Here is a 20,298-nt window from a genome sequence, read left to right as displayed (position 1 = left end):
ACATAAATTCCGCTCACCGCTCACAAATCACCCTCACCGCACATAAATCCTTCTCACCGCACACAAATCACCCTCACCGCACATAAAACGCAAAAAAGAAGAAAGCCTCATCACCCGAGGCTTTCTCCTTTAGCTGTTTACGCTTTTTCTTTTACTGATTTCGCTTCCGCTCCAACTGTCGCAGTCGTAGCGAGTTCAGTTTCGTTCAAACCAAGTGCTTTGTCGGTCATATCGTGGATTTCCTTGAACAATTCAGGGTTGTCCACGAGGGAAACGCCGTATGACGGTACCATTTCTCGGATTTTCGGTTCCCACGCTTCTTTGTGTTCCGGGAAGCATTTGTTGAAAATCTCGAGCATGGCATGCACTGCTGTGGAAGCACCCGGCGATGCGCCAAGAAGCGCGGCAATCGAACCGTCTTCCGCTGTGACAATTTCGGTACCGAATTGCAGTGTACCTTTGCCTTTTGCCTCTGTGTCTTTGATGACCTGGACGCGCTGGCCGGCTACGACGACATCCCAGTCCTCCAATTTTGCTGTCGGAATAAAATCACGCAATTCTTCCACACGCTTTTCATCGGACAGCATGACCTGCTGGATAAGGTACTTCGTCAAGCCCATTTCTTTTGCGCCCGCTGCGAGCATCGTGAACACGTTGTTCGGTTTCACGGAGCCGATCAGGTCCATATTCGAACCGGTTTTCAGGAACTTCGGCGAGAAGCCTGCGAACGGTCCGAACAGCAACGATTTTTTATTGTCGATATAGCGCGTGTCCAAATGCGGCACGGACATCGGCGGTGCGCCGACTTTCGCTTTGCCGTAGACTTTGCCGTGGTGCTGGTTGACAAGCTCGGGCTTGTTGCAGACCAGGAACATGCCGCTTACCGGGAATCCACCGATTTGTTTGGATTCCGGAATCCCTGTTTTTTGCAGTAACGGCAAGCTTCCGCCGCCGCCGCCGATAAAGAGGAATTTTGCGGTATGGTACTCGATTTTATCGTTTTTCATATCGTGGACTTTGACTTCCCACGAGCCGTCGTCCAAACGTTTGATGTTTTTGACGGTATGCTCGTAGTTCACTTCGACCTTTTCCTGTTGAAGATGCTCAAAAAGCATTTCCGTCAATGCGCCGAAATTGACGTCCGTTCCTGAGTCGATTTTCGTTGCCGCCATCGGTTCAGTCGAGGTGCGGCCTTCCATCATCAAGGGCATCCATTCCTTCAGCTTTTCAGCAGAATCCGTATATTCCATTCCCTGGAACAACGGCACTTGCGTCAATGCTTCAAAACGGTTTTTCAGAAACTTTACATTGTCTTCGCCCTGCACCATGCTCAAGTGAGGAATCGGCATGATGAAATCCTGTGGATTGCTGATGCGTTTTTTATTCACCAGGAACGACCAGAATTGTCGTGACAGGTGGAATTGTTCGTTGATCTTGATCGCTTTGTCAATTTCAACCGAACCGTCCGCTTTCTCCGGCGTGTAGTTCAACTCACATAATGCCGCGTGTCCCGTCCCTGCATTATTCCACTCGTTGGAGCTTTCCGATCCCGCTTTTTCGAGTTTCTCAAATACTTTGATTTCCCAGTCCGGTGCCACTTCTTTCAACATGGAACCCAATGTCGCGCTCATCACGCCGGCGCCGATTAAGATAACGTCTGTTTTCTTTGGTACGCTGCTCATTATACCCGTCCTTATCCCATATATTTGCAAAAAAATGCCGTCCGTCCTGCCCGTTCAAAATTAAGCAGGACTTCCGGAACTCATCTCTTTGCCTCAGTTTTTCGTAAAATCTATTGGCACTTGCTGTAAAGTAAATAGTTCTACTTCTAAATGATAATTATATACCATTTCCATGCTGCAATAAAGAAAACCTGCCTATTTTATAGGGTTTAAGAGTTATGCTGGTTCACCGGGTCAATTAATTACTCCGTTTCTGATAAAGATCATGCCGAAAACCTGCTTACGAAAAAGCAGTCGGGGAAAATCATTTGGTTTCGGCTTTAATTTTCAGGGTCTCATCCAGACGCAGACGGGCAATCAGGCCGGCGATAAACGGCAGCAACGCCACCAACCCTATCGCCCATGTAACGCTGATCAAGTCCGCGATTATTCCTGCAAACAGGGCGCCGAACGCATAGCCGCTGTCCCGCCAGAAACGGTAGACACCCATGGAAGACGCGCGCCAGGTCGGCGACACCACATCGCCGATTGCCGCCTGCAATGTCGGGTAAACCATCGCGGTGCCAAGGCCCAAAATAATCGCCCCTGTAATCCACATGGAAAAACTGTCGACCATCAAAATAAACCACAATGCCGCAGCCTGGGTCCACATTCCGTAAACAATCAGCTTTTTCCTGCCGATTTTGTCACTGAGCACACCCGTGAACAGCTGAAAAAAGCCCCATGCTGCCGGATACAGCGCCACAACGATTCCTGTCTGGCCGACACTCAAGCCGACCGTCATGAAGTAAATCGGAAATAGTCCCCACGCCATGCCGTCTTTCAGGTTGGTGGACAATCCCGCGATACTGATGGCGGAAAGGTTCTTGTCTTTCCACGTCGTCAGTTTGAAGATTTCTTTTGCCGAGATTGTTTCTTTGGGCTTGGCGGCATCGGCGACGTTACTGATCTGGACCTTCAAATGCTGATCCGTATCTTTTACCAGCAGCGTCAAAACGATGCCGACAATGACAATGCCGATGCCGATATAAAACGGTTCGGGCCGAAGTGAATAAGAGGTCGCCACATAGCCGGAAACCGCAGCGAGTATCGCCACCCCGGAATACCCGGCAAATTCATTCAAGCCGACGGCCGTGCCCCGCTGGTTGGCGCGGGACAGATCGATTTTCATGTTGACGGTCATGGACCACGTCAAGCCCTGGTTGATCCCGAGCAGAATGTTGGCCACAACGATCACCCACCATTCGTGGGCGAAAATGATCAATATGGGCACAAACAAACCGATGATCCAACCGCTCAACAGGACCCGCTTCCGGCCAAATTTATCAGCCACCTGCCCGGCGAAATAATTCACGATCGCTTTGGAAAAACCAAAACTGATGATGAAGGACAGCGCCGCACTTGTGGAAGCCAATCCGAATTGCTCTTCCCCCAGGATCGGCAGAACCGTCCGCTCTATCCCGACCATCGCCCCGACAAACAAGTTGGTCACGACCAGCAAAATGAATTGAAGCCGGTTTTCCCTGATGCCTATCTCGGTCTGCTTCATCCTTTCACCTCCGTTTAAAATTTATGGGAATAAAACCGGTACCCGCCGTTATCCCTCCATCTGTTTCCATTCATTTACACCAGCTTCCAGCAGCGAAGCCCTGTAGCCTCTGGCGCGCAAAAGTTCCACCGCTTCCGTGGCATAGACACAATACGGGCCACGGCAATAGGCCACGACTTCTTTGTCCTTCGGCAATGAATCCAACCGTGTTTCGATTTCTGAAAGCGGCATGGATACAGCGCTCGGAAGATGATCGGCCGCATACTCATCAATGGGCCGCACATCAAGTAACGTGAGGGAGCCCTCTTTTATCTTTTCTGCCAGATCCTTCAGCCGGATACTGTCAAAATCATTATTTTTTAAGATGAAATCATTCCTGACAATATTAATATCGGCAATCCGTTCTTCTGCAGTCCTGCGCAACGCCAGCACCAGCTGCATCACTTCGTCACCGGCCAGTTCATAAATCACATAATTCTTCTCTTTGGAGAATGACACCAATTCCGCATCCAGCAATGCCTGCAGGTGTTTTGAAGTGTTCGCTGTCCCCATCTTTGTTTCCAACGCAAGCAACTCCACCGATTTCGGCCCCTGCGTCAGCAGATCCAACAATTCAATCCGTTTCGGACTGGATAAAGTTTTGCCGATGCGGGCAAACTCTCCGTAAACAAAGTCTTTGAATTCCCGTGAGTCCATTTCCACACACCCCTTCTATTCAACTATATAGTTGAATACTACCATAATCCTATTGAAATGCACACAAAAAAAACCGCAAGCACTGAGAGTGCTTGCGGCAAATGGATCCTGGTCAGGATCTCTTATTTATTTTTTCAAATCAAAACGGTCGGCGTTCATCACTTTGTTCCATGCTTTGATGAAGTCGCGAGCGAATTTTTCTTTGCTGTCGTCCTGTGCATATACTTCAGCGATTGCACGAAGAATGGAGTTAGAGCCGAATACAAGGTCAAAGCGTGTTGCCGTGCGGACTGTTTCGCCAGTCGTACGGTTTTTGCCCTCGTATTTGTTGAACTCAACCGGTGTCCATTCGATGTTCATATCCAACAAGTTAACGAAGAAGTCATTTGTCATCACGCCGACTGTGTCGGTGAAGACGCCTTCTGTCGCGCCTGCATAGTTTGCGCCAAGTGCGCGCATACCGCCGACCAGCGCTGTCATTTCAGGTGCTGTCAGGCCAAGCAATGACGCTTTATCAAGCAGCATTTCTTCCGGGCTTGTTGCATATTCTTTTTTCTGGAAGTTTCTGAAGCCGTCTGAAAGAGGCTCCAACACTTCAAAGCTGGCTGCATCCGTTTGTTCTTCGAGTGCATCTCCGCGGCCTTGAGTGAATGGAACTTCAAGATCCAAACCAGCGGCTTTGACTGCTTGTTCGATTGCTGCATTCCCGCCAAGAACGATCAAGTCAGCGATGCTGATTTTATCGCCCGAATCGGCTTTCAGATGCTCATAGAAATAAAGCACTTTTTCCAATTCTTCCGGTTCGTTTGCTTCCCATCCGCGTTGTGGAGCGAATCGGATGCGCGCACCGTTTGCACCGCCGCGCTTGTCTGAATCACGGTATGTGCTGGCTGCAGCCCAGGCTGTTTTCACTAATTGCTGCGGGTTTAATCCGCTTTCAAGGATTTTCACTTTCAGCTCATCCAATTCTTTGTCTTTCAAAGTACCTGGTGCTGCTGGTACCGGATCTTGCCAGATCAATTCTTCTTCCGGAACTTCTGGTCCCCAATAACGCTCGATTGGTCCCATGTCACGGTGAAGAAGTTTGAACCATGCACGCGCAAACGCATCCTGGAACTCTTCCATATCTTCGTAATAACGGCGTGAAATTTTTTCGTACGCCGGATCTGTGCGAAGCGCCATGTCTGCAGTTGTCATCATCGTTTTCACTTTAATGGAAGAATCTTCTGCATCAGGTGCCATCTGCTCTTCCGACAAATCTTTTGCCGTCCATTGGTATGCGCCGGCAGGAGATTTCGTCAATTCCCACTCGTAGCCAAGCAATTGCTCGAAGAAGCCGTTATCCCATTGTGTCGGGTTGGCAGTCCATGCACCTTCAATACCACTTGAAATCGTATCGCGGCCTTTTCCTGAACCGTGCGAGCTCTTCCAGCCAAGTCCCTGGTTTTCCACAACGGCTGCTTCCGGATCGTCCCCTACGTTGGAAGGATCTCCAGCGCCGTGAGCTTTACCGAATGTGTGGCCGCCTGCGATCAACGCAACGGTTTCTTCATCATTCATCCCCATGCGGGAGAATGTCTCACGGATATCAAATGCACTTGCAAGCGGATCCGGTTTACCGTTTGGTCCTTCCGGATTCACATAGATCAAGCCCATTTCCACGGCAGCAAGCGGGTTTTCCAATTCGCGGTCCCCTGAATAACGGTTATCCGACAACCACTCTTTTTCGTTGCCCCAGTAGACATCTTCTTCCGGTGCCCAAATGTCTTCACGGCCTGCGCCGAATCCGAAGGTTTTGAAGCCCATTGATTCAAGTGCCACGTTGCCTGTCAGGACGAGCAAATCAGCCCACGAAATTTTGTTGCCGTATTTCTTCTTGATTGGCCACAGCAAACGGCGGGCCTTATCCAAGTTGACGTTATCCGGCCAGCTGTTCAATGGAGCGAAACGCTGGTTGCCGGTAGCCCCGCCTCCGCGGCCGTCCGTCGTGCGGTACGTACCTGCGGCATGCCATGACATACGGATGAACAATCCGCCGTAATGCCCGTAATCCGCCGGCCACCATTCCTGGCTGTTCGTCATCAAGTCGCGCAGATCCTGTTTCAAAGCCTCATAATCCAGCTTCTCGAATTCTGCTTTATAATCAAACTCTTCACCAAGAGGATTCGATTTTTTGTCATGCTGATGCAGAATGCCCACATTCAGCATATTCGGCCACCAGTCTTTATTTTGTGTTTTCCCCGGTTTGTTTGATGTTGTGATCGCGCTATCTGTATGCCCGCCTGTTTGGCTGCTTGTCTGACCGCCTCCGCCCGTTACCGGACATTGCGCATCTGATGCAGCTGTATGACGTTTTTGATCGTTGTTCTCATGTTCATTGTTTCCCATTCTTTAAAACCTCCTATTTGATAATGAAAATAGTAAACTATTATCTGAAACTATTGTTGCCATTCATAGCTGATGGCATATAATAATTCTTACATTAGAATTATACTAAACTAGAGATGCACTGAACAGTAATAAGGTTGGGATTGAAGACAAATCTTTTTAATTGGCGCCCGAATACAGAACGGGATTGTAAAGGAGCGCATTCCAGCAGCCAACTGCGGGAACACGCTCCTTCAGAGGTTCGGCACACAGGCTGGCTTCCTAATTGAACTGGCCAAAGAACGAGGCGAACAGGACAAAGATGATAATAACAACAAAGATCGTGATAATGACGCCGGGTATAAGAACGATGAAAAATCCTTTCCAGGACGAGACTCCGTGCGCTTCGCCCACCGCTTTGCAGACGATGACGAATGTCCAAATGGAAACGACCGCCATCACAAGAGACATGATGACTACAATCGGATTACCCGCCACATCCATGCGGTCTGCAAAAAAAGTGGCCGGTGAGGCAAACGCCCAGATGATAAGCAGCGGCAGGAGCCAAATTTGCGGAATCTGTGCAGTGACAAGCGCCTTGAACATTTCAGGATAGGTCGCCGTGCCCTTGAAAAGCCGACCGACCAGCACCAATATGGCTGCGCCAATGAAATAACCGAAAGCACTGCCGATCGGGCCCGTAATCAGTGCCTGCAGAACAGCTGCCCACGGTTCCCTGTCGGCGCTTCGGGTGTTCATGAGACCGACAAGGCCGGATGCAAAGCCCGTCAAGACAATAAGCAAAATGATGTATTTGGTGGATTTGCGCTCAATGACGAAGCGGACGGTTTCACGCGTGCGCAGCCAAATATCCGTAAACGGATTCACCTCACGCTCTTTGCGTAATCGTTCTTCTCTTACCATGGTTTCTTCCTCCTTTCTTTCGGTATCGCGTTATCCGTCAGCGGCATCTTCCATTTATTCTAATATTTCTCATTCCCTTTCTCTCTTGTAAGTTATCAGAATTATCAAATAAATTAAAGTATATTCTCTCTCGGTTAACAGCCGCCGATTCACAATTGAAAAGATTTATGAAAGGATTACAATCCGGAAATTTTCACTAAAAGCCTGGATAAGTTCATCAGCAACACGCATGAGAATAAGATGTACGGCAAGTGGGATGATGATGGGCGGGTGAGTGGTTCAATTTAAAAAAGCATGAAAAAAGCCGGAATGCGCAAGTTTGCGATTCCGGCTTGTTCTTATTCTTAAAACTACTCCAGCTCTTCTTCCGCAATCAGCTTGAACCCTTCAATCATCGTGTCTTCTTCCACTTCGATCAGCAGGCAGCGTTTGCCGTTGTAATTGACCTCTTTGACGTAACGTAAGTCTTGCGGGCTGATCTTGATGTCCGCCACTTTCGTGCTGATTTTGATCGATTTGGACGCATAACTCGGAATGATGTGGCTGGCTTTCATCTCATAATTGGTGTCTTCCACCACTTGCTGAAATGCCCGCTCCACTTTGTCCGCCGTCACATCTTTGACGCCGCTCGCTTTCAGCACGCGTTCGACTTCCTTCTTATCCAAAACGGGCGTACCTTCTTCTTCTTCGTCGTATTCTTCATCCACCACGAGCATGCTGTTGATCTCGTCGTACATGCCGGCGAGCGTTTTCGAATTGACTTCTTCCCCGATCAGCACTTTGACAATTTCCTCAAACACTGCCTTGTCTTCTTCGGCGGTGACGATTTCATCACCGTTCAGCACATTCTCGATAAACTGGAAATCCGGTTTATTCGCTTTGCTTGCCGAATACAGGAGGTGATGGATGTCCGCCGCGTTGTCCGTGAAGCTCGGGAACAGGAAGCCGCCGATCGGCGACGTCAGTTTAATGACGGGGTCGGTCACCAGGTTCGACTTATACTCTTTCTCCACAAAATCAAACACCAGCGAACTTTTCGGCAATTCGGTCGTGTTCATGCTGCACAGGATGAACGGCGTCGTGTACACTTCATCGCGCATATCGATTTCCGTTTCACCCGGCTCACGCTTCGTCGTTTTAAAATAAGTCCCGCGAATAAAAGTGACGACCATGTCTTTCTCGTACTGTTTTTCCTGCACCATTTTCAAGGCGATGCCTTGCATGTGTTCATTCCATTCGGCTTTATCTTCTGTCTGAAGTCCTTCGTACAGGAGATGCTGCGTATGGTCCGCCTGCCCCTCTTCCTGCGGCTGGAACTTCACTTCAAACAATTTTTGGTCGAGCTTTCCGCCCAACACCTTTTTGAAATTGGCGAGAAACAGCTCCTGCTGTTCCCGGTCCAAAAGTGAAAACGCGCGGCTCTCTTCATGGAAGATCTCACTGCTTTCCTTTTGGATGTATACGTTATAAATGTCTGCGATTTTGAGTAAATCCGTTTCCATCTTAAATTGTTTGCGAATCTCTGCTATATCTTTTTTGTTCATTTCTGATTCCAACTCCCTGGCTGTTTAAATCCGTGCTGTCTGCAAAAAAAGAGCATCCAAAGCCAAATCAGCTTTCGGTGCTCTTTTAGTATAACAACTATTTGGGGTGGATGACTGAAGTGATATGAGTTGAATTAATAATTTATAATAATCGATATTTCGCAAAACAGCTGCGCTTTCCTGAAACCTCTGCTCCTGCATCGCTGCGCTAGCTTCGTCGCAAAGCGCCGGCCGAAAGATCTTCGGCCACGCTTGGCTCGCGCCGAGCTAACTGCGGACTTCGTCCGAGTGGATCTCGGCACTTCGCTTGGTCCCCATGGAGTCTTCGCTGTTTTGCTCCATATCTTTAGAAATATCTCTCAACGTGAGCGCATTCTAGTACCGTGCGAAGCAGTAAGAAAAGTGCTCATATCGTGGTACAGTGCACTCCAAGTTCATTATTTATTATTTCGTTGCATGCAACCGCCGGTGGAGCTGATGGACCCGCTCCGCGAGTTCCGGAACAGGGCCATCCACTTGGGCATCCACGATGACATCTCCAATGGCCAAATTGCGGACTCGCGCGGGCGGCGCACCCAATTCACTCATCCACCCGGACAATTGCTCCGATGAACTGGCGTAGACGATCCGCCCCAAGCCGACCCAGCCGTGAGCCGCCGCACACATCGGACAATGTTCGCCAGATGTATAAACCGTCGCCTTGCTTCTTTCTTCCGGTGTCAGGTTGTTTGCCGCCCAGCGTGCTATCGCAAACTCGGGATGCTGCGTATGGTCGCCGCCCGCCACGTGGTTATGGTCTTCAAACAGCATATCTCCGGCGGCTGACACAAGGATAGATCCAAACGGCTCATCGCCCTTCTCCAAAGCCGTTTCCGCCAATTCCACACATCGCCGTAAATACTGCAGGTCCGTTTCGCTGATCATTTTTGGTCCTCCTCTACCGTTTCATAGGAAATCGATCAGTCTCCTGTTGTTCAATATAGTCCTTTAATTTCACCAAATGATCTTTGTCTTCTTTTTTCAGGATCCGTTCGAACAACGGTTTAATAAGAGCGTTTTTCAACCCTTTGGACTGGATGGAGCCGGTAAAATCGATGGTCGTGCCGCCTTCTTTTGCGGCGAACTCGTACCGGTATACAACGGTCATGCCGGCACTGTCACTCTTCACCGTATAGGTTTGATGCGGAACGTATTCAGCGACAACCAGCACGGTTTCGATTTCTCTTCCTCTGACGTTTCGCACTTCCTTAACCTCGGTCCCCGCCTGCATCGGCCCTTCCGTTAACTTTTCCGTTTTAACGACAGTCTCCATGATCAATGGAGACTGTTCAAAATCCGTGGTGATATCGAATACGGTTTCAACGGGTGCATCAATATAAACGCTTTCTTTAAAAGCCATGTTCACTCACTCCCTCGCCTGTATGGTACCTTATGAACTGTGATGCAATAAAAAAATCAATTCGCCGTTCTCTTCATCCACCTGTGCAAACCCCAATTTCTCCAGCAACCGAACCGATGCAACATTTTCCGGTACAGCGCCGGCCATAATTTTAAATTCGCCTTGCTGCTGTATCCACTGGATCATTGCCCGCGTTATTTCATAGGCATAACCCTGTCTTTTAAAGGACGGGCTGACGGTATAGCCGATCCAGAAAGTATCATGTTCTTTTTTAATGAAGACATCACCAAGGAGGCTCTGGTCCGCCTTCCTGATAATCGCAAATTGCGCTCCGCTTTCCACGGTCGCTTCCTTCAATAGGATCTCTTCATATTCTTCCCGCGATAGCTCTTTAAAAAATTGGTATTTCATCCATTCCTCATTGTTGCGGTATTCGACAAAAGCATTCAGATCGCTTTCGGCAAAACGTCTTGTGTAGCATCTTTCGGAGTCGAAGATTACTTGGATGTCATTGTTCATTTTGGACTCTTCCGCCATCATTGATCTCTCCTTGCGAAGTTTGGAATGCCAGGACTATACTTATGGAATTTCGGATTTAGACTCAATTAAATGGTAAGAATAACTTTCTTCTGATATAAAAGGTTGGGAAGTAACCGTTAAACGAACTAAACATGAACGGCTCACACCTAATGATGGGAGAAGCGGGGGTCGAATCCTCCATATAAGATAACGTCCATGTCCCCTTAAGTGGTGAGTACCCAGATTTCCTACAGTGATACGAATGTTATATACTAATTATACATACTTTATGACTTTACTATTATGTTCGGAGGGGATCTCATGATATTCGAAAACAAAGTAGTGATTGTTAATGGTGGAACGGATGGAATTGGTAAGGAAGTGGTTCGTTTCTTTTGTAAAGAAGGGGCTACCGTTCATTTTACTGGAAGAGACCGTAAAAAAGGCTCTCAGGTAGAGAGTGAATGCAATGGGAAGGCAAATTTTTACCAGGTCCATAACGAAAATGCGGAAGAAATCGAAAGCTTTTTTAAAGCACTTGAAAATGATGGGCATAATGTTGATATTCTATTCAACAATGCTGGTATTCTGTCTACAGGAATGGGGCCATTGTCTCGAGTAAAGCTGGATGACTGGAATCAGTTAATTGCCGTCAATCAAACAGCGATCTTTCTCTACATGAAATATTCTTTAGCCGTGATGAGTAAGCAAAAAAATGGAGTCATCATTAATAATGCAGCCATTCTTGGAAACGATAAAGTCAATCCGATGCTGCCAGCTTATAGCGGGACCAAAGCAGCAGTTGTCGCGATGACTCAAAGCACGGCACTTCGCTTTGCTAACCAAGGAATCCGAGTAAATTGCATATCCCCTGGCCCTACAGAAACCGACCTGGCCATTAACGCATATGGCGGAAAAGAGAATTATGAAAAACAATCACAGGGACATCCTAGAGGAAGTTACGGAAAACCAAGTGAGATTGCAGAAGTCGTTCTATTCTTAGCTTCAGACAAAGCATCCTATATAAACGGTGCAGAAATAGTCGTAGATGGCGGCTACTCATTAAAATAAGTGGATTTAGGGGCCAGGGGCGTTGTCTTAAGACGAAGCCCCTGTCCCCTTTTTATGTTTTTATGATTGGTTTTGACTTTAGGGTAGCGCTCGGACAGCAGCTATTTGTGATACGGCTCACCGTATAAGCTCTAAATGAGGTTTTATTCTACTTTAAGACAAAAGAGCTCAGTCAGATGACTAAGCTCTTTTGCGAGATTGCGTTACTAAATAAGTCTACTAGCTCTTCACAGAACTAATCTGTCCTTGCTTAATTCGATTTTAAGCCGAACAAGGACACCGCAAGTTCACAATAATCATAACTTACTATTAGATAACTCGCAATTCTTTAATTTAAACATTATTGGTATATCGCTTTACTCCTAGTCCTCTTTAAATTGCAACCTCTTCGTCAGTTGATAGAGTTTCTTGCTCATTTACAATCCATTTTAATTCTGACAAGTTTCCTTTTATTTTATTTAGTTCTGCTAATTTATCAATGAAAAACTGTTCAATAGCTTCGATATGATCTTTTTCGGCAAGGAAATGAATGAGTGATTTACTTGTATAAAGCATGAACCAGTCATTTTGATCTTCTGGACGTTGGAAAACCCAACCGTCATTTATTTTTTCAAATTCTTCAAAAGCACTCATCAGAACAGCTGTATGTTTACTATTTGCATGAATTTCGATAAAAACCGCTACTTCCGGATAATCACTATCTTCAAACGTGAAACCACAGCCGACAAATTTCCAATCACTTTGATCATTTTTCATTACATATCGGTTGTTATCGCGAAGTTCAATTGTCCGGTTTCCCCATTGTTTTGGTTTGCCGAAAAAGTTTATAAAAGTATAACTTGTTTTTCCATTCAAGCATTGGTCTAACATTGATATTGTCTTTCCTAGGTTCTGAACAGAGTAAACGTCTTGCGGTAAAAATGTTCTTGATTTATTCAATTCTATCTCCTCCATATACTTTAAAATTTGTTTGCAGTATAGATCAGCTTTATAGTTTTCTTGAAGCCAAGTAAATACTTGAAACCACTCCAGTTGACAGAACGGAGTAGAGGATTTTTCTATCTGCTTAGGGTCGAAATATTTTGTAATGTAAAAAAGGTGTGTAGAGAAGCCCGCTTTTTCGCTTTGCTGAAGGTGTTCTTGGTAACGTTGCAATTGTAAATGTCCTTCTCCACTACTAAGCTTGTTTTCAACAAAAACAAGCTTACGGATTTCACCTTGCCTAAAGGTGATGACTAAATCAGGTCTGCTGTCTGTAGAATGTGTGATTAACTTCGTGTATGTTTTTTGAGTGTGTGCTTTAATGTCATGGATATCAATCAGATCGATACTTGCAAATTCTTTGAAGAAACTAATCAATATATTTTTCTGCTCAAAAAGCGGTGCAATAATTTCAGTTAGGTAGTCCTCATATGGATTAGCTTCTGAACTTCGCAATAAATTATAAATTTTTGTATATGAAGAAGACATTTTAATCCCCATTCTTGTATAATTTTATGGTCACGAATGTTATGGCCTAATTTATACTTTTAAAAATATTTTTATACAATCGTAGTGAGTTGAAGAAAGGTTATTTAAAATGCTCATTGCTTATCTTTATTCTTTACTGCAACGTATTTTGAAAGATTGACACCTTTATTCACTTCAGCAGCATAAGAAATATTAAGCCCTGAAGCCTGAACAATGTCCTTAGGTTTATAGCCATGATTAAGAATATATTCTCCATACATGATTCCGAACAAGTGAATATTTACTGCCTTCTCCCCTTCCTTAGCATTTGTATACATTTCCTTTAAACGTCTAGCTAATTCATCTCTGGTCATTTTCAATACCTCCACTAGTTATTTTAATAAATTTTTTATTGCCTTATATCAAAAAAGGTAGGACAGAATACCCTACCTTTTTAAATTTATACAATGAAATTTTAGAAATTCAAGTTTTCTCTAATTAAGCTGGGTCAGCGCTCTTGCTTTTAACATAGGTAAAGACTACAAAGCCAATAATACCAATTGCAATAAACCACCAAATATACGTAAAAAAGATTGCTACTAAAACTGCAGCAAGTAGTAAACAACCCCCAATAACTGAAGCTATGCCTGCGAATCCAAAGTAATATACTCTGAAGATTGTATGGTAAAGCATAAATAACCCAATGGCCACAATCACTATCAAAATCAGTTGAATGGTTTCCATTTCAATTCCTCCTCTTAATTTTGCGTTTCTTTATTGTCATTTATCCAATCCAAAAGCATTAATGCTGTTTCATTAGTAGAGTTGAGGTCTAGCGCTTTCTGAGCACTAGTGCCTGCCTTTTCAAATTCATTGAGTAGATACCATAGAATTCCTTGCTTCGCTATAGACCGATCATTTGAAGGATTATTAACAATAGAGTGATTGAGATCGATGAAAGCACTCTCTCTGTCGTCGTATTCTTTAAAATTGAGGTCTGCTCGAAATTCATAAAAATTTGAGACATCCTTAGCGCTGTAACAGTTGATTTCAATTAGCTTTGAATAGGCACGGATTGCTTTAGCAATATCCCCTTTATCTTGCGCCACATCTGCTTCTTTGAGCCATTTCATTTTCATGAATTCGTTAAATAAATCTTGGAAGTACCCCATGTCTCATCCCCCTGATTTCATTGCCGTAAATCTCTTCATTCCCCCTTAATTAAAGGACTATATTACTAGGCACATATTACTAAATAAATATTATCACAAAAATCTAAAAACAAATATACTTTTTTGTAAATTTTTAGCAGGAACTTATTACCCTTCCTCATCGATTACTCCTTCACAATTCAATAAGAACAGAAAAGGGCCGGGAGAACTCTGTAATAGTAGAGTTCTCCCGGCCCTTAGTAGTGAAGTGTTTGACGACTTCTCTATTAAGTATTATTTGGATGGTATCGATCTTTCGCGTTTCTGAAATGGTGATTTTGTCAATCAACAGATGTAGCAGCTGCTTTCGTTGCTCATAGGTAAGTGATTTTTTATAAGATGTCACAAATTGGCTCATCACCCCCTTTACCATTTGGAAGCTTAGTCCACTTGTAAACGTTAAACTAGATTATAGAGATTTCAACAAATAAGTTTGATGATTTTTACTCAAAAAAATTGCTCTCCTGTAAACTGAAATAGCACCTACAGGAGAGCGAGGAAGATGGAGTGAAAAGACGAATGACTTATTATCAAATTCATCATTTGAAAGAACAAGGTTTTAAAAAGGCGGCGATTGTGAGAAAGCTATCACTGTCCTGGAACACGGTAAAAACAATGTACGATAAAACACCAGAAGAATTGGAAGAGTTCTTAAGGTCACTTGAATCGCGCCAAAAGAAACTGGCTCCCTACCGCGATCATATTCTTAGTTGGCTGAAAGAACATCCGGATCTCTCAGGGGCACAAATCCTGGATTGGTTGGAGGAGCGTTGCAATTACAAAGAGGCGAGTGAAGGTACAGTCAGGAATTACGTCAATGATCTGCGGGAAGTTCACCATATTCCAAAAGAAGTGAATCAGCGGATTTATGAAACGGTACCAGAGTTGCCGATGGGCGTACAAGGACAGGTCGACTTTGGTCAAGATACACCGATGACGCCTACCGGAGAAAGAAAACGGCTGTACTGCATCGCCTTCGTTCTGTCCCATTCGCGTTTCAAATACGTGGAGTGGTTGGATCGTCCGTTCCGTACAGAAGATGTGGTTCGTTGTCATGAAAATGCTTTTCAATTTTTCGGTGGGATGCCACAGGAGATGGTCTACGACCAGGACGCGCTTATTTCCGTCAGTGAAAATGCAGGCGATCTTCTCTTCACTGCAGAATTCGAAAAGTACCGGAAGCTTCGGAAGTTCCAAATTTACCTTTGCCGGAAAAGCGATCCTGAATCCAAAGGGAAAATAGAACAAGTCGTCAAATATGTCAAAGGGAATTTCAGTAAGAACCGTACATACGATAATCTGGTACTGTGGAATGAACTGACCATAAAATGGCTGGCACGCACTGGAAATTACAAAGTGCATCACAATACAAAAAAGAGACCCGTTGAAGTGCACGCCCTCGAAAAGCAACACTTAAAACCAGTCTCTTCCTTATTCTCTTTCGAGAATTCACTTACTAAAAGTATAACAAGAACCATTCATAAGGACAATGTAATTCGCTACGGGGGAAATCGATATACGGTACCAGCCGGTACCTATCATCCGAACTCAGCGAACAAAGCGCACGTAAGCCAAAACGAAAAAGGGCAGCTTCTGATTCGCTTGAAACCGGATGGCATCATTTTAGCGAAACACCTGATTTCCGAGGAAAAAGGGAAAGTGATTCGAGATCCTGCTCATAAGAAAGAGCAGGGATCGAAGTCAACTCTTCTGATGCATCAAATCAAAGAATTCTTTCAAGACCAAGAGCTCATCACTTGGTATATTGATGAATTGAAACAGAAGTATCCTCGCCACTTAGTCGATCAACTCAAAGTGATGAAAAGGACAATCGAAACCCATCCAGAACAGGTAGAACGCGGCCTGAAGCAAGCAAAGCTGTTGAATTTAATCAGTGCGAATGATTTCTGGGACATGGTTTATTCTCTTGTGGAACAGGCAGCGAAAACGAGTGTTGTAACAGTACAAGAAAATACGAAGTTCGGTCATTTGAAAGCAGTGGAAAGACCCATTGATTTTTATGTTCACATGATGGGAGGACAGCAACCATGACAGCACCCGTTATAGCACTGCAAGAGAAATTCCGCGCCCTTCGGCTGGCTGAAACTGCAAAAGAGCTCCCAGCTCTTCTGCGGAAGGCGGAAAATGAAAGTTGGACCTACCACGAATTCGTCCATGAACTGGTCAGTTACGAATTGACATGTCGGGAAGAGAAAACGAAGGAACGATTCATGAAGTGGGCCGACTTCCCGTTCTTAAAGACATTGGATGAATATAATTTAGACGAACAGGACGCATTGGGTGAACGCAGTTTCAAGCAGCTCAGGGAACTGAATTGGATCGAAGAGTGTTATACGCTTATTTTGATGGGACCTCCTGGTGTTGGAAAAACCCACCTATCGGTGGGTCTCGGGATTGAAGCCGTTCAGCGTGGTTATCAGGTAGCGTTCATTTCCATGGCCGAACTGGTTTATGTATTAAAAACACGCGAATATACAAATAAGTCGAAAACCCGCTATAAACGCATGATGTCATCAGACCTGATAATCATTGATGATGTGATGTATTTGACGATTGATTCGGCGGAGGCGAACTTGTTTTTCCAGTTCATCTATCAGCTTTATGATCATGCGGCATTCATCTTAACTTCCAACAAAGGCCCAAATGAATGGGGCAAATTCTTGGGCGATGACACGCTTACTACAGCTATTTTGGACCGGCTATTGCACCGCAGCCAGATCATCTCTTATACCGATACGGACAGTCTCCGTATGAAACATCGAAAGACGTTATTTCCAGAAATAAATCATCAAACTTAATTGTCGGAAATTCATCATTTCTACTTGACGGTTACAAGAGGACGATCTCGAAGAAAACGATGATCTGGACCTTGAGGAAGACGATCTTGAAGAAAGCGATGATCTGGACCTTGAGGAAGACGATCTTGAAGAAAGCGATGATCTGGATCTCGAGGAGGACGAGCTCGAAGAAAAGGATGATCTGGATCTCGAGGAAGACGAGCTCGAAGAAAACGATGATCTGGACCTCGAGGAGGATGAGCTCGAAGAAAGCGATGATCTGGACCTCGAGGAGGACGAGCTCGAAGAAAGCGAAGAGCTGGAGCTTGAGGACGATGAGCTTGAAGAAAGTGAAGACTTGGAGCTCGAGGATGATGAACTTGAAGAAAACGACGAACCTGGCCCAGAAGAAGATGATGAGATAAGCAAAGGAAAATGGAAGCCACAAACTAGAAAAAAAAGAGCTAAGAAAACTCCTGAAATTCAGTCGGCATCCCCAAGCGTCGGATTGTCCATTAGCTTACAATCAGAAAAAGAGTTGGATAAGCAACTTCAAGAATTTCTTGAGACCGATGTGAAAGCATTCAATGTTAAGGGCAGTGGGGGTGCTTACCTAAGTATGGTCAAAGCAGGTTCAGGTACGTCTATTCGATTATCTAAAGAAGCTACGAAAAAATTAAAAAATCCGACGCAGCTTTCAATCGGATTTAAAGATGCTTATCTTGTCATTTGTAATGCGTCAGGACTGGACGTCGATGCTTACAAAGGAAATTTTAAAGATGGTCAGACCAAGATTTACAATACAAATTTAGTCGATGCGGTGATAAAGGAATTTAACTTAGACTTTTCCGGTAAGACCAGCATCTCATTTGGTACCGGCTATTATAAGCAGCAAGGTCGCACGGTACTTTACGTCAAGTTGGCGTAAGGTATATACCTATGACAGTCATTGTAGAAACAAAAAACTTTCAATGCAGAGCCTCTGGATTGTATCAATTGGTATTTGATGAGAAATCGAAAAAAGCTATATGGCGATGGGTAAGTAGCGCAATCTACTTATCCAAGTCTTACCGGAAAATTGATACGGGTGAAATTCAGTGGGAACTCCGATTTTACTGTAGTGACGGATGGCAGACAGACATTATTAGCAGGGAAGATGTCACCGAAAAAAATTTCACATCCCTAATGCGAAAAGGGGCCGATGTAACAACCTGGAGAACCAAGGTGGTTATCGAGTTTTTAATTGAACAAGAGAAACAAATAGTCATAGAAAAAATGCATGAACAGGTGGGGTGGTCACTTCAAGGTCAAGAAATGGTTTATATACACCATCAATTGCTATCCCAGCAAAATAGTATCTCAGAATACATCGGAGAATTTAATATAGCCAAAAGAGGCTCATTTTCTAAATGGCTAGAAACAGTTAAAGAACACATTGTCGGTAACCCTTCATTGGAGTTAGCACTATGCATAGGTTTCTCAGCCGTGTTAGTTGGTTATATCAATAAGTTTTTAAATATCCATGCCGATTCATTAATCATTCATATATGCGGCAACAGTACCACAGGAAAAACTACTGCAGCAATGGTAGCAGTTTCAGGATTTGGTGATCCTAAGGAAGGTCCTCGCTCATTAATACAGAGTTTCAATGGAACAGATAATGCCCTGACTAAGATCATTGCTAACAATAATGGAATGCCGATAGTGTGCGATGAAACCTCATTAACGACAATGGGAACACAAAAATTAGTCAATGTCTTATACACATGGGCGAAAAATTTAGAAAAGGCTCGCTTAAATAAAAATAGTGAGAAACGGAATCGGGCTTCTTGGGGAACAACCATCATAACTACGGGAGAAGGTTCTTTAATTGATCAAGCTAATCAAAACGAGGGAATCCGCGTCAGGGTATTTGAATTTCAAAACCTTCAATGGACAAATGATGCATTCCATGCAAAGTCCATTAATCATAGCTTGTCTAATAACTATGGCCATGCTGTAGAAGTATTCGTGAAAACAATTCTGGGATATTCAAAAGAATTTGTCCAGAAATCCTGGGAAGATGAGACACAAAAAGTGGCACTAAAGTTGCCTAAATCCAAGTTTAACGATCGAATAAGTAAGAAGTTTGCCTTGATTATTATGGCTGCCAAATTACTAAATCAATCCTTCAACTTACATCTAAACCTAGAAGCTATCGAAAAACTTTTAATTGAACAAGAAAAAGAGTCGCTGGACGAACGGTTAATTGGTCCGAAAGCGTATGACACTATAAGGGAATGGCTCTTGAAGAATCAAAAGCATTTTTACATTAATAAAGTTGGTAACCCCGAGCAACAAACCATCTGGGGCAGAATTGATATTGATAAGAACAAAAATAAAACACAGGCATTTATATTGGCTGAAGAGTTTAAAACGATGATACAGTATGCTGGTTTCACTGATATGAAAGTAGTTTTAAGGGAACTAGATGCCATGGGACTGTTAATTAAAGAAAAGGATTCTAAACAGAATAAGTACCATACTCGAAGAGTAATTAGCGGTCAAGAAAATAGTAAAAATGGTATGCAAGTATACGGTATCTATCTTGATGGACAGTTTATTAATCAAGTCTATTCAGCAACCGAACTAGCCGAACGAAAGCGTTCGAAAAAGAAAATTACAGGCGTAAACCAATAAAGAAATGAATTAGCTGTAGAAGCAATCAGCAAAGGAGGAATCATCAATGGATGAGTATTTTACTGACCAAAATCACCACTATGAAACACTTATAGATATTTTAGCGGAAATGGTTGTATTTCGCAACTGAAAATTGAGCCACAACGCAATTTAATTTTGAGCCACTTCTGAATGGCTACTTTCGAGCCATTTTTTCGTTTCTCTCATCCGGTAAGAGGGTCCGATCATATTCACCACGTGCGATTTATGCGTCAGGCGATCCGTCAATGCTGCAGTCAAAATAGGATCATGAAATACTTCTTCCCATTTCGCAAACGACAGGTTGCTGGTGATAATGGTCGAGGATCGACCAGCGCGCAATGATAAATGAGTAAACAGTAACTCAGCTCCTTCTTTATCGAAAGAAATGT

The 20,298-nt window shown here is 44.3% G+C and carries 19 protein-coding genes and 2 pseudogenes; 6 read left to right on the top strand and 15 right to left on the bottom strand.

All coding sequences use genetic code 11. The features are described 5' to 3' along the window. Positions 1 to 137 precede the first annotated feature (137 nt). The 5 genes from mqo to DIJ65_RS08655 form a co-directional block, all read right to left on the bottom strand. On the bottom strand, positions 138 to 1,682 hold the full coding sequence (gene mqo, locus DIJ65_RS08675) for a malate dehydrogenase (quinone) (RefSeq protein ID WP_071151805.1): 1,545 nt from the start codon (positions 1,680 to 1,682) through the stop codon (positions 138 to 140). 304 nt (positions 1,683 to 1,986) lie between these two features. Next, positions 1,987 to 3,231 (bottom strand): MFS transporter, encoded by a 1,245-nt coding sequence (locus DIJ65_RS08670; RefSeq protein WP_071151806.1) that lies wholly within the window; start codon positions 3,229 to 3,231, stop codon positions 1,987 to 1,989. A 48-nt stretch (positions 3,232 to 3,279) separates the two neighbouring features. Continuing rightward, the gene (locus DIJ65_RS08665; RefSeq protein ID WP_071151807.1) at positions 3,280 to 3,927 is read right to left on the bottom strand and encodes an ArsR/SmtB family transcription factor; all 648 of its coding nucleotides are present in this window, start codon (positions 3,925 to 3,927) and stop codon (positions 3,280 to 3,282) included. A gap of 126 nt (positions 3,928 to 4,053) precedes the next feature. After that, positions 4,054 to 6,315 carry a catalase/peroxidase HPI gene (katG, locus tag DIJ65_RS08660; protein ID WP_117301097.1) on the bottom strand — a complete coding sequence of 754 codons (2,262 nt, stop codon included), beginning with the start codon at positions 6,313 to 6,315 and terminating at the stop codon, positions 4,054 to 4,056. Positions 6,316 to 6,576: 261 nt separating this feature from the next. Beyond that, positions 6,577 to 7,218, bottom strand: coding sequence for a Yip1 family protein (locus DIJ65_RS08655; RefSeq protein ID WP_117301099.1), 642 nt, complete (start codon positions 7,216 to 7,218; stop codon positions 6,577 to 6,579). A gap of 183 nt (positions 7,219 to 7,401) precedes the next feature. Between DIJ65_RS08655 and DIJ65_RS16550 the strand changes: the two are divergent. After that, positions 7,402 to 7,506, top strand: a pseudogene (locus tag DIJ65_RS16550) (YdeI/OmpD-associated family protein); the annotation flags it as partial. A 62-nt stretch (positions 7,507 to 7,568) separates the two neighbouring features. Here DIJ65_RS16550 and DIJ65_RS08645 read toward each other — a convergent pair. The 4 genes from DIJ65_RS08645 to DIJ65_RS08630 all read right to left on the bottom strand — a co-directional run bounded on the left by DIJ65_RS08645 (position 7,569) and on the right by DIJ65_RS08630 (position 10,698). After that, the gene (locus tag DIJ65_RS08645) at positions 7,569 to 8,762 is read right to left on the bottom strand and encodes a DUF4317 domain-containing protein (RefSeq protein WP_117301101.1); all 1,194 of its coding nucleotides are present in this window, start codon (positions 8,760 to 8,762) and stop codon (positions 7,569 to 7,571) included. Between the two features lie 444 nt (positions 8,763 to 9,206). After that, on the bottom strand, positions 9,207 to 9,686 hold the full coding sequence (locus tag DIJ65_RS08640; protein WP_117301102.1) for a nucleoside deaminase: 480 nt from the start codon (positions 9,684 to 9,686) through the stop codon (positions 9,207 to 9,209). A gap of 13 nt (positions 9,687 to 9,699) precedes the next feature. Beyond that, positions 9,700 to 10,161 (bottom strand): SRPBCC family protein, encoded by a 462-nt coding sequence (locus tag DIJ65_RS08635; RefSeq protein WP_117301104.1) that lies wholly within the window; start codon positions 10,159 to 10,161, stop codon positions 9,700 to 9,702. A 30-nt stretch (positions 10,162 to 10,191) separates the two neighbouring features. Continuing rightward, positions 10,192 to 10,698, bottom strand: a complete 507-nt coding sequence (locus DIJ65_RS08630; protein WP_185959531.1) for a GNAT family N-acetyltransferase — start codon at positions 10,696 to 10,698, stop codon at positions 10,192 to 10,194. 303 nt (positions 10,699 to 11,001) lie between these two features. Between DIJ65_RS08630 and DIJ65_RS08625 the strand changes: the two genes are divergently transcribed. Further along, positions 11,002 to 11,751 (top strand): SDR family NAD(P)-dependent oxidoreductase, encoded by a 750-nt coding sequence (locus DIJ65_RS08625; RefSeq protein WP_117301107.1) that lies wholly within the window; start codon positions 11,002 to 11,004, stop codon positions 11,749 to 11,751. Positions 11,752 to 12,123: 372 nt separating this feature from the next. Here the strand turns inward: DIJ65_RS08625 and DIJ65_RS08620 are convergent, their stop codons facing one another. The 4 genes from DIJ65_RS08620 to DIJ65_RS08605 form a co-directional block, all read right to left on the bottom strand. Continuing rightward, positions 12,124 to 13,221, bottom strand: a complete 1,098-nt coding sequence (locus DIJ65_RS08620) for a PD-(D/E)XK nuclease family protein (RefSeq protein WP_185959530.1) — start codon at positions 13,219 to 13,221, stop codon at positions 12,124 to 12,126. A 113-nt stretch (positions 13,222 to 13,334) separates the two neighbouring features. Further along, positions 13,335 to 13,574, bottom strand: coding sequence for an HTH-like domain-containing protein (locus tag DIJ65_RS08615; RefSeq protein ID WP_117301110.1), 240 nt, complete (start codon positions 13,572 to 13,574; stop codon positions 13,335 to 13,337). A gap of 124 nt (positions 13,575 to 13,698) precedes the next feature. Further along, complete coding sequence (locus DIJ65_RS08610; protein WP_117301112.1) at positions 13,699 to 13,944, bottom strand: hypothetical protein; 246 nt, start codon at positions 13,942 to 13,944, stop codon at positions 13,699 to 13,701. 14 nt (positions 13,945 to 13,958) lie between these two features. Beyond that, a complete protein-coding gene (locus tag DIJ65_RS08605; protein WP_117301114.1) occupies positions 13,959 to 14,372 on the bottom strand; it encodes a tetratricopeptide repeat protein in 414 nt (137 codons plus the stop codon). Positions 14,373 to 14,930: 558 nt separating this feature from the next. Here DIJ65_RS08605 and istA point away from each other — a divergent pair. Continuing rightward, the gene (istA, locus tag DIJ65_RS08600; RefSeq protein ID WP_117301118.1) at positions 14,931 to 16,463 is read left to right on the top strand and encodes an IS21 family transposase; all 1,533 of its coding nucleotides are present in this window, start codon (positions 14,931 to 14,933) and stop codon (positions 16,461 to 16,463) included. Beyond that, on the top strand, positions 16,460 to 17,230 hold the full coding sequence (gene istB, locus DIJ65_RS08595) for an IS21-like element helper ATPase IstB (protein ID WP_117301120.1): 771 nt from the start codon (positions 16,460 to 16,462) through the stop codon (positions 17,228 to 17,230). Before istA ends, istB (DIJ65_RS08595) begins: the two co-directional genes overlap by 4 nt. Positions 17,231 to 17,261: 31 nt before the next feature. On the opposite strand, the gene DIJ65_RS08590 is transcribed toward istB (DIJ65_RS08595), so the two are convergent. Next, complete coding sequence (locus DIJ65_RS08590) at positions 17,262 to 17,657, bottom strand: hypothetical protein (RefSeq protein WP_154718720.1); 396 nt, start codon at positions 17,655 to 17,657, stop codon at positions 17,262 to 17,264. 90 nt (positions 17,658 to 17,747) lie between these two features. Here DIJ65_RS08590 and DIJ65_RS08585 point away from each other — a divergent pair, with 90 nt between their 5' ends. Beyond that, entirely contained in the window at positions 17,748 to 18,137 is a 390-nt protein-coding gene (locus DIJ65_RS08585) for a hypothetical protein (protein WP_117301122.1), read from the top strand. Between the two features lie 11 nt (positions 18,138 to 18,148). Then, entirely contained in the window at positions 18,149 to 19,888 is a 1,740-nt protein-coding gene (locus DIJ65_RS08580; protein ID WP_117301124.1) for a DUF927 domain-containing protein, read from the top strand. 150 nt (positions 19,889 to 20,038) lie between these two features. Here the strand turns inward: DIJ65_RS08580 and istB (DIJ65_RS08575) are convergent. Next, positions 20,039 to 20,298: pseudogene (gene istB, locus DIJ65_RS08575) on the bottom strand (IS21-like element ISSau9 family helper ATPase IstB); the annotation flags it as partial.

It is taken from the genome of Planococcus salinarum, assembly GCF_007004625.1.
GTDB classification, from domain to species: domain Bacteria; phylum Bacillota; class Bacilli; order Bacillales_A; family Planococcaceae; genus Planococcus; species Planococcus salinarum.
This window is presented reverse-complemented; position numbering and strand designations above follow the sequence as displayed.